This is a genomic window from Cobetia sp. (assembly GCF_983723665.1).
The window spans coordinates 1-8,905 of record NZ_CFDJES010000115.1 but is presented as its reverse complement, the minus strand read 5'-3'; the positions used below and the strand labels follow the sequence as shown (position 1 = coordinate 8,905).

The following is an 8,905-nucleotide window of genomic DNA, read 5'->3' as shown; positions in this document are numbered from 1 at the left end:
ACCGAGTCACGGACGGCGCCGCGAGCCGGAACTGCTCGACAAGGCGGCCGCGCGGTTGGGCAATCAGCATGACCTGGCGGAGCTGGCGCTGTGGGTCGGGGAGCGCGTGATGCTGCCCGCCGCCGAGAAGCACCTGGTCGCGGATATCATGACGCTTGCCGACCAGCGACTCGCACAGGCGCTCAAGCCGCTGAAGAAGCTGGGCTACGTCTGAGCGCTGTTCTCGCCTGAACCGAAGTTGCTTCTCTGCAGACAAGAACGCCGCCATTCCCTGAGGAAATGGCGGCGTTCGCGTTTCTGCCTGAACTTCCCTGCGGCTGCGCTTACAGGCGCATCTCGATACCGCGTGCGGCCATATGCGCCTTGGCCTGGGGGATCGTGTACTCGGCGAAGTGGAAGATGCTGGCGGCCAGCACCGCATCCGCACCGCCTTCGAGCACGCCATCCACCAGATGGTCGAGGGTGCCGACACCGCCGGAGGCGATTACCGGCACGCTGACGGCGTCGGAGATGGCGCGTGTCACGCCGAGATCGAAACCGGCCTTGGTGCCATCGCGGTCCATGCTGGTCAGCAGCAGTTCACCGGCGCCCAGCTCGACCATCTTCTTCGCCCACTCGACGGCGTCGAGTCCGGTCGGCTTGCGGCCGCCGTGGGTGAAGATCTCCCAGCGCGGTGTCTCGCCGTCCTGGCTGACGCGCTTGGCGTCGATGGCGACCACGATGCACTGGCTACCGAAGCGTTCCGCGGCTTCACGCACGAAGTCCGGGTTGAACACGGCCGCAGTGTTGATCGAGACCTTGTCCGCGCCGGCATTCAGCATGGTGCGAATGTCTTCACAGGTGCGGATGCCGCCCCCCACCGTCAGCGGGATGAACACCTCACCGGCGATGCGCGACACCATGTCGACTGTGGTGCCACGGTTGTCGACGCTGGCGGTGATGTCGAGGAAGGTGATCTCGTCGGCGCCTTGCTCGTTGTAGCGCTTGGCGACCTCGACCGGGTCACCGGCATCGCGGATACCGACGAAGTTGACGCCCTTCACGACACGACCGGCGTCGACGTCCAGACACGGGATGATGCGTTTGGCGAGTGCCATGATCGCTCCCCTCAGGCCTTGCGGCCGGTGATGGAGTCGGACAGCGCCTGCGCTTCGGCGATGTCCAGGCTGCCTTCATAGATGGCGCGGCCGGTGATGGCACCGAGGATGCCCTGATCGGCCACTTCGGCCAGGCCACGGATGTCATCCAGGTTGGTCACGCCGCCGGACGCGATCACCGGGATACCGCCTTCGCGGGCCAGTGCCACGGTGGCTTCGATGTTGACGCCCTGCATCATGCCGTCGCGGGCGATGTCGGTGTAGACGATGGAGGACACGCCGTCGTTGGCGAAGCGCTTGGCCAGCTCGGTGGCCTTGATGGTGGAGACTTCGGCCCAGCCATCGGTGGCCACGAAGCCGTCACGCGCATCGAGACCGACGATGATGCGGCCCGGGAAGGCGCGGCACATCTCGGCGACGAAGGCCGGTTCCTTCACGGCCTTGGTGCCGATGATGACCTGGCCGACGCCGGCTTCCAGATAGTGCTCGATGGTCGCGGCATCACGGATGCCACCACCGATCTGGATCGGCAGCTCCGGGTAGGCGCGGGCGATGCGTGTCACGGCGTCGCCATTGACCGGCTTGCCTTCGAAGGCACCGTTGAGATCGACCAGATGCAGACGACGGCCACCGGCCTCGACCCAGCGCGCGGCCATGGCCAGCGGGTCATCGCCGTAGTTGGTGGAGTCTTCCATGCGGCCTTGCTTCAGGCGTACGCACTGACCGTCCTTGAGATCGATCGCGGGGATTACCAGCATGTCGGGTGTCCTCTCGGCGTGTCTGGGCACGCCTGTATTGTCGTCGGTATATCGAAGGCGGATGTATCGGCGTCCGTCACGCGAGACAGACGCCGAGGGTCACGCGGGCGAGCCTTCAGGGCTGCCAGCGGACGAAGTTCTCGAGCAGCTTGAGGCCGGCGGCCGCGCTCTTCTCCGGGTGGAACTGCACCGCGAACAGGCTGCCCTCACCGATGGCGACGTGCGCCTCGGCACCGGCGTAGTGCGTGGCACCGTAGACCTTGGAGCGTTCGCTGGCCGACACATAGAAGCTGTGCACGAAGTAGAAGCGCGAGTTGTCCTCGATGCCTTCCCACAGCGCGTGGCCCTGGGTGTGCGCGACATGGTTCCAGCCCATGTGCGGCACCTTGAGGCGCTGGCCGTGCTCGTCCAGCTGCTGGTCATCGAAGCGTTTCACGTCGCCCTTGAAGTAGGCGAGGCAATCGATGCCACCGTTCTCTTCGCTGCGCTCCATCAGCATCTGCTGGCCGACGCATACGCCCAGCAGCGGCTTGCTGTGGTTGCTCAGCAGCTCGCCGACCAGACCACGCAGCTCGGCGCGTTCAAGCTCGCCCATGCAGTCACGGATGGCGCCCTGGCCGGGCAGCACCACGCGGGTGGCACCGCGGATGGCGCGCGGGTCGCTGGTGATCACGACATTCTCGTCGGCCACGTGCTCAAGCGCCTTGGCGACGGAGTGCAGGTTGCCCATGCCATAGTCGATGACGGCAATCGTCATGTCTTTCTCCCGAAGGCCGGAGGCAGGCTCCGGCGCTGGATGTCAGGCGTCTGGCGCCCGGGTCATTCGTTTACAGCGAGCCCTTGGTGGAGGCGATACGGCCTCCCATGCGCTCGTCCTCTTCCACTGCCATGCGCACGGCACGGCCGAAGGCCTTGAAGATGGTCTCGGCCTGGTGGTGGGCATTGAAGCCCTTGAGGTTGTCGATATGCAGGGTGGCGCCAGCGTGATTGACGAAGCCCTGGAAGAATTCCCAGAACAGCTGGGTATCGAAGCGACCGATGTTGCCGCGGGTGAACTCGCACTGCATGAACAGGCCCGGACGACCGGAGAAGTCGATCACCACGCGAGACAGGGCTTCATCCAGCGGCACGTAGGCATGGCCGTAGCGGCGGATGCCGGCCTTGTTGCCCAGCGCCTGTGCGAAGGCCTGACCCAGGGTGATGCCGATGTCCTCGACGGTGTGGTGGTCATCGATATGCAGGTCGCCATCGCAGTCGACCTCGATGTCGATCACGCCGTGACGGGCGATCTGGTCCATCATGTGTTCGAGGAAGGGCACGCCAGTGTTGGCGCTCAGCTTGCCTTCACCGTCCAGATTGATGCGGACCCGGATCTTGGTTTCCGAGGTGTTGCGATGAACTTCGGCGATACGCTCTACCATGATGTCTCTCCAGCGGTCGGTGACGCCATCAGCGGCTTCGGGGCCGATGGGGTCTGGGCGCAGTCTGGGGCCTTTGGTATGAGAGGCGTGTGTCCAGTCCGGCCGGGAAGTGCGCATCATGTGGTTATTGTCATGTGATGTCGCAATCGAAATCGTGATCAGGGCATTGACGACGGCAGAGAGCCGTCGGCGGGGCGCTTGATCGGCGGCAGGCGCGTCGTCTTTGTGCCTGCCCGACCCGTCATTATAGAGAAAGGACAATGGCATCCGCTACAATGGCGGGCATTCATATCGCGGGCGAGGATCTCACCATGCCGGTCACTCTTCAGATGATCGATCACGCACGCTGGCAAACCGATGAGCAAGTCCGTATCGATCTGTCGCGTATCTATCACGAAGCCCCCAGTGAGCGTCTCCCGCTCGCCCCGGATGACTTCATTCAGGCCAATCTCGCCGCGGGACACCGCTTCTGCAGCGCCTTCTTCAACGATCGTCATATCGGCGCGCTACTCTGCGAGGATGAAGGCGATGCCTGGAAGATCAGCCATTGCTGCGTGCGCAAGAGCACGCGTCGACGCGGTGTCGGTACGCGCCTGATGGCGCTGTTGTCGCTGGAAGCGGCCAGTGCCCAGCGTCTGCTGGTCGTGCCGAGTCAGGGATTGACCCTGGCCGACGAGCTGCTGGTATCACGTCTGGGCTATGTGCGAGACCCCGCCCGCGACGGCTTCGTGCTGGCGCAGGAGTGAACCCGGTCGTTGCCGGATGCGGAACTGACGTCAACGCGACCTGTCCACCGGCTGTGTCATCATCATTTCTGTCTTGAGGCTGTCTCGCTGTGCGGGAGGATGGCGCGCAGCGCTCGAGCTAGATGATGAGCGGGAGAAAGGGCATCGCCTGATGCCACGAGTCCCCAGCGCCATTCCATGTGCTGCCCTCTGGAGTGAGGGCACCGTAGCAATTCTCATCGTGTCAAAGGGAGGACGCAGATGAAAGCACTGTTCAGAGCCTTGCTGGCCATCGTCGGAGTACTGGCGTTGGTGGTCGTGGCAGGGGTGATCTATGTCACCACCTTCCTCGATCCGAATGATCTCAAGCCGCGACTGGTCAAGGCGGTCAAGGACCAGGCGGGGCTGGAACTGGCCCTGAACGGCCCGCTGGACTGGTCCTTCTATCCGCGTCTCGGCGTCAGCGTCGAGGACGCCGAAGCCTGGCTGCCCGAGCAGGAGCGTGACCAGTCACCGTTTGCCTCCTTTACCCGCGCGGAAGTCGGCGTGTCCTTCACGCCACTGCTGAGCGGTGAAGTCGAAGTCGAAGGCGTCTTCCTCGACGGCCTCAAGCTGGCGCTCGAGCGTGATGCACAGGGGCGTGGCAACTGGGAAAGCCTGCTCGAGCATGCGGCGACGGCCGCCGACAGTGGCGCGGCGGATGAAGCGCTGCCGCCGGCCAAGAGCGCCGGTGTGGCGCTGGCGGATGACACGACGCCGTCGGTGCAGAATGGCGCCGGCAGCATGGCGGTCAATCTCGATATCGCCTCGGTGCAGGTCACCAATGGTCAGATCGCCTATCAGGACGCGGCCAGCGGGCTCGAAATGACGCTCAACGATGTGGCGTTGACGTCCTCCAACGTCAGCCCCGACAAGGCCTTCCCGGTCGAGCTGTCGTTCGTGGCCGATGGGCGTGAGCCGGAGCTTCAGAGCACCGTCAGCCTCGATGGCAAGGTGGCGCTGGACCTGCAGGGCGGCCGTCATGTGCTGACCGGCGTGAGCCTGGATACCACCACGCGCATGCCGTCGCTGGGTGACAAGGACCAGAGCGTGGCGCTGGATATCGACACCCTGACGCTGGACACCGACAAGCAGCTGTATCTGGCCGATGGTGCCGAGCTGGACGCGACGCTCCATCAGGCCGCGCTGGGTGACAAGGCCCTGCCGCTGAAAGCCACCTTCGGTGCCGAAGCGGATCTGGCTGCGGGCACGGCGAATCTCGAGAACCTGCTGCTGACCTCCGGCAGTGACCTGCGCCTCAGCGGGGCGCTCAAGGCCAAGGACATCACCGGCGATGCGCTCAGCTATAGCGGCCAGTTCAAGCTGGCACCGCTGTCGCCCAAGGCGTGGATGACGCGTGTCGGCATGGAAGCGCCGCAGACTGCCAAGAGCAGCGCGCTGACCTCGCTGGCCTTCTCCAGCCCGTTCAAGGGCGACATGTCGCAGGTGCAGCTGACCAACCTGGTGATGGCGCTGGATGACACCACCATCAACGGGCGTCTCGGCTCGTCCTTCGATGCCTCGCAGATCACCTTCGATCTGGATGTCGACGCGCTCAATCTCGATGACTACCTGGCACCGGCGGGCGCAGACGAGAAGACGGCAAGCCTGGGGGAAGCGCTCACGGCGGGCGTGATCGCGCCGGTCTATGCGGCCGATGGCGATGCGGAGCTGCTGCCGGTGGCATTGCTCAAGACGCTGGGCCTTCAGGGGCAGCTGGATATCGGCACGCTGATCGCCTCGGGTCTCGAGATGAGCAAGGTGACCGCCAAGCTGTCCGGTCAGCCGGGTGTGCAGCAGCTCGATAGCCTGACGGCCAGCCTCTATGGCGGCTCGCTGGCGGCCAATGCGCGCATCGACAGCCGCAAGACACCGCTGAGCATGAGCTTCGGCGAGAAGCTGACCAATCTGGATATCGCGCCGTTCCTCAAGGCGCTGGCGCCGGAGCACAAGGACATCCTGCGCGGTCGCCTGACGCTCAATGGTGACTACACCACCAGCACCAATCAGATCGACAGCATCAAGCGCAATCTGAACGGCAAGGGCAACTTCGAGATTCGCAATGGCGAGGTGCTCGACGCCAATATCTCCAAGGAGATGTGTACTGCCGTGGCGACGCTGAGTGGCAAGACCTCCTCGCGCGAGTGGAAGGCCAATACGCCGCTGGAGCGTGCGCAGGGCAGCTTCACGGTCACCAATGGCGTGATCAGCAATCAGGATCTCGCCCTGGCGATTCCGGGCATCGCACTGGACGGCAAGGGCCAGCTCAACCTGCCGACCGAGGCCTTCGACTACAACGTGGCGGCGCGCTTCATCGAGGGCGCGGATGACGCGGCCTGTGAGGTCAATCCGCGTCTGATCAAGCTGCGCTTCCCGGTGCAGTGTCAGGGCAACCTGAGCGGTGAGCCGGGCGAGTGGTGTGGCTTCGATCAGAAAGGCTTCCAGAGTGCCGCAGCGGAACTGGCCAAGGATGAAGCCAAGCGCAAGGCGGGCGAGAAGGTCAGCGAGAAGCTGGATGAGAAGCTCGACGAAGATACCCGCAAGAAGATCGACGACAAGCTGGGCGAAGGCGCCAGCGACAAGCTGAAGGGCGCGATTCAGGGGCTGTTCAACTGATCACGCGCTCCCTTCGCAGCAAGACCAGCACGCCAGCTCCTCGGGGCTGGCGTGCTGCCGTTTGAGCCCAGGCCATGGCGTCGACCATGGCGCGAGCAGAGGAAGTTTTGATGGCGCGACCTGACACTGCTGCCACGCCAGACGTGACAGCTCCCGAGAGCCACGCCACACCCGGCTTCGAAGACATCGCCCTGAGCCCCGAGGCGTTTCAGGCGCGCGTGTTCGACTGGTTCGATGAGCATGGCCGCAAGCATCTGCCCTGGCAGGAGAACACCACGCCGTATCGCGTCTGGGTCTCGGAGATCATGCTCCAGCAGACCCAGGTCGCGACGGTGTTGCCGTACTACGCCCGCTTCATGGAGCGCTTCCCGGATGTCGCGGCGCTGGCGGCGGCGGATATCGATGACGTGCTGCACCTGTGGACGGGCCTTGGTTACTACGCGCGGGCGCGCAATCTGCACAAGGCCGCTCAGCAGGTCGTGAATGAGCATGACGGCGCATTTCCGGTCGAGAGTGTCGAGGCACTGTCGGCCTTGCCGGGCATCGGGCGTTCGACCGCCGGGGCGATCATTAGCATCAGCACCGGACAGCGGGCGCCGATCCTCGATGGCAACGTCAAGCGCGTGCTGGCTCGCCTGCATGCCGTGGAGGGCTGGCCGGGCCGTCCGGCGGTGGAGCGCAAGCTGTGGACGCTGGCGGAGCGCTACACGCCGCAGGTGCGGCTGGCGGACTGGACCCAGGCGATGATGGATCTCGGAGCCACCCTGTGCACGCGCGGCAGCAAGCCCGATTGCGCGCGTTGCCCCTTCGAGGAGGTCTGCGTGGCGCATGCGCGTGGCGAAGAGAAGCGCTTCCCCGAGAGCAAGCCCAAGAAGACCATTCCGACGCGTCAGACGCTGATGTTGCTGGTCAGCGATGCGGCGGGGAAGATCCTGCTGGAACGCCGTCCGCCGACGGGCATCTGGGGCGGTCTGTGGGCGCCGCCACTGGTCGAGGACCGCGAGGCCGCGCGGGAATGGGTCGCTCGCGAAGCCCGCGGCGCCCATCTGGAGGCGCCACTGGCAAGTTTCGAACATGTCTTCAGCCACTTCCGGCTGACCATCACGCCACAGCCGGTACAGCTGGGGGAGGCAGGGCTTGCGCCAGCTCAAGCGGCCGGGAGCGTCAACGAGTCAGCCGCCGACCGCCGCTTCGTCGACCCTGCCGTGCCTGACGCCGTGGGCCTGCCGGCGCCGGTCAAGGCGCTGCTGGCGCGCTGCACGGATGATCTGTTCGGGCTGTGAGGCCTTGTCGGTGTCGGCATCGGGCCGCACGTCTGGGGCAAAGCGGCTCAAGCGTGCGAGAATGAGGCAACAGTAAAGGCGTCTGGCGAAGGCTCGACGCTCATCCACACTGACATCCAGTTCTCTTACGGAGTTACCCATGCGCACCGTACATTGCCGCAAGTATGACCAGGACCTACCGGGTCTCGATTTTCCGCCGCTGCCGGGCGAGAAGGGCCAGGACATCTGGGCCAACGTCTCGAAGCAGGCATGGGAAGAGTGGCAGGCGCTGCAGACGCGTCTGATCAACGAGAAGCACCTCAACATGATGGATGCCGACAGCCGTCGCTATCTGATGGAGCAGATGGATCGCTTCTTCAACAACCAGGAGACGGACCAGGCCGAAGGTTTCGTGCCGACGGACGCCGCCGCCAAGGGCGAATCGCAGGGCGGACAGGGCTACGAAGTCTGAGTGGACGGCGAGGACGGCGGAAGGCGAATTACGACGCCAAATTCTTGATAAGCAAGGGTTGACGTCGGGAAAGGTTTTCTATTTAATACGTCCTCGTTGGCAAGGGCCAGATAGCTCAGTTGGTAGAGCAGGGGATTGAAAATCCCCGTGTCGGCGGTTCGATTCCGTCTCTGGCCACCAAATTGGGGTATAGCCAAGTGGTAAGGCACCGGTTTTTGGTATCGGCATTCCCAGGTTCGAGTCCTGGTACCCCAGCCAGCTGACATACAGTAACGTAGTAAGAAGACTCATATCATGAGTTCTTTGTGCCGGCTTAGCTCAGTTGGTAGAGCAACTGACTTGTAATCAGTAGGTCGAGGGTTCGACTCCTTTAGCCGGCACCATCTTCAGGCTTCTGTAGATGAGCGAAGAACACACGATATAGAGGTCGCCTTGGCGGCTTTTTTTGTGTCTTCAGGTTGGCCAGATAGCTCAGTTGGTAGAGCAGGGGATTGAAAATCCCCGTGTCGGCGGTT

The 8,905-nt window shown here is 63.9% G+C and carries 9 protein-coding genes and 3 tRNA genes; 8 read left to right on the top strand and 4 right to left on the bottom strand.

All coding sequences use genetic code 11. From position 1 onward, the window contains the following. A partial coding sequence (locus AC4FAH_RS11320; RefSeq protein WP_490246051.1) for a hypothetical protein occupies window positions 1-214 on the top strand: 214 nt, incomplete at its 5' end. Window positions 215-323: 109 nt separating this feature from the next. On the opposite strand, the gene hisF is transcribed toward AC4FAH_RS11320, so the two are convergent. The 4 genes from hisF to hisB all read right to left on the bottom strand — a co-directional run bounded on the left by hisF (window position 324) and on the right by hisB (window position 3,276). Further along, complete coding sequence (gene hisF, locus AC4FAH_RS11315; protein WP_043336726.1) at window positions 324-1,097, bottom strand: imidazole glycerol phosphate synthase subunit HisF; 774 nt, start codon at window positions 1,095-1,097, stop codon at window positions 324-326. 11 nt (window positions 1,098-1,108) lie between these two features. Continuing rightward, window positions 1,109-1,855 carry a 1-(5-phosphoribosyl)-5-[(5-phosphoribosylamino)methylideneamino]imidazole-4-carboxamide isomerase gene (hisA, locus tag AC4FAH_RS11310; RefSeq protein WP_043336722.1) on the bottom strand — a complete coding sequence of 249 codons (747 nt, stop codon included), beginning with the start codon at window positions 1,853-1,855 and terminating at the stop codon, window positions 1,109-1,111. 115 nt (window positions 1,856-1,970) lie between these two features. Continuing rightward, entirely contained in the window at window positions 1,971-2,612 is a 642-nt protein-coding gene (hisH, locus tag AC4FAH_RS11305; protein ID WP_054555217.1) for an imidazole glycerol phosphate synthase subunit HisH, read from the bottom strand. Between the two features lie 70 nt (window positions 2,613-2,682). Then, window positions 2,683-3,276 carry an imidazoleglycerol-phosphate dehydratase HisB gene (gene hisB / locus AC4FAH_RS11300; RefSeq protein WP_043336716.1) on the bottom strand — a complete coding sequence of 198 codons (594 nt, stop codon included), beginning with the start codon at window positions 3,274-3,276 and terminating at the stop codon, window positions 2,683-2,685. 311 nt (window positions 3,277-3,587) lie between these two features. Between hisB and AC4FAH_RS11295 the strand changes: the two genes are divergently transcribed. The 7 genes from AC4FAH_RS11295 (at window position 3,588) to AC4FAH_RS11265 (ending at window position 8,773) form a co-directional block, all read left to right on the top strand. Then, entirely contained in the window at window positions 3,588-4,022 is a 435-nt protein-coding gene (locus AC4FAH_RS11295; protein ID WP_043336754.1) for an acetyl-CoA sensor PanZ family protein, read from the top strand. 240 nt (window positions 4,023-4,262) lie between these two features. After that, window positions 4,263-6,656 carry an AsmA family protein gene (locus AC4FAH_RS11290; protein WP_288988675.1) on the top strand — a complete coding sequence of 798 codons (2,394 nt, stop codon included), beginning with the start codon at window positions 4,263-4,265 and terminating at the stop codon, window positions 6,654-6,656. A 110-nt stretch (window positions 6,657-6,766) separates the two neighbouring features. Further along, window positions 6,767-7,939: an A/G-specific adenine glycosylase gene (gene mutY, locus AC4FAH_RS11285; protein ID WP_287021068.1), complete on the top strand. Its 1,173-nt coding sequence runs from the start codon at window positions 6,767-6,769 to the stop codon at window positions 7,937-7,939. 139 nt (window positions 7,940-8,078) lie between these two features. Further along, the gene (locus AC4FAH_RS11280; protein WP_054555219.1) at window positions 8,079-8,390 is read left to right on the top strand and encodes an oxidative damage protection protein; all 312 of its coding nucleotides are present in this window, start codon (window positions 8,079-8,081) and stop codon (window positions 8,388-8,390) included. A 104-nt stretch (window positions 8,391-8,494) separates the two neighbouring features. Next, a tRNA-Phe gene (locus tag AC4FAH_RS11275) sits at window positions 8,495-8,570 on the top strand. 3 nt (window positions 8,571-8,573) lie between these two features. Next, window positions 8,574-8,648: transfer RNA gene (locus AC4FAH_RS11270), tRNA-Gln, on the top strand. Window positions 8,649-8,697: 49 nt separating this feature from the next. After that, window positions 8,698-8,773, top strand: a tRNA-Thr gene (locus AC4FAH_RS11265). Window positions 8,774-8,905 lie beyond the last annotated feature (132 nt).

Excerpts from the sequence above, each read along its gene's own strand:
- AC4FAH_RS11295 (WP_043336754.1), top strand. The coding sequence starts at position 3,588 with ATGCCGGTCACTCTTCAGATGATCGATCACGCACGCTGGCAAACCGAT.
- mutY (WP_287021068.1), top strand. The coding sequence starts at position 6,767 with ATGGCGCGACCTGACACTGCTGCCACGCCAGACGTGACAGCTCCCGAG.
- hisA (WP_043336722.1), bottom strand. The coding sequence starts at position 1,855 with ATGCTGGTAATCCCCGCGATCGATCTCAAGGACGGTCAGTGCGTACGC.
- AC4FAH_RS11280 (WP_054555219.1), top strand. The coding sequence starts at position 8,079 with ATGCGCACCGTACATTGCCGCAAGTATGACCAGGACCTACCGGGTCTC.
- hisF (WP_043336726.1), bottom strand. The coding sequence starts at position 1,097 with ATGGCACTCGCCAAACGCATCATCCCGTGTCTGGACGTCGACGCCGGT.
- hisB (WP_043336716.1), bottom strand. The coding sequence starts at position 3,276 with ATGGTAGAGCGTATCGCCGAAGTTCATCGCAACACCTCGGAAACCAAG.
- AC4FAH_RS11290 (WP_288988675.1), top strand. The coding sequence starts at position 4,263 with ATGAAAGCACTGTTCAGAGCCTTGCTGGCCATCGTCGGAGTACTGGCG.
- hisH (WP_054555217.1), bottom strand. The coding sequence starts at position 2,612 with ATGACGATTGCCGTCATCGACTATGGCATGGGCAACCTGCACTCCGTC.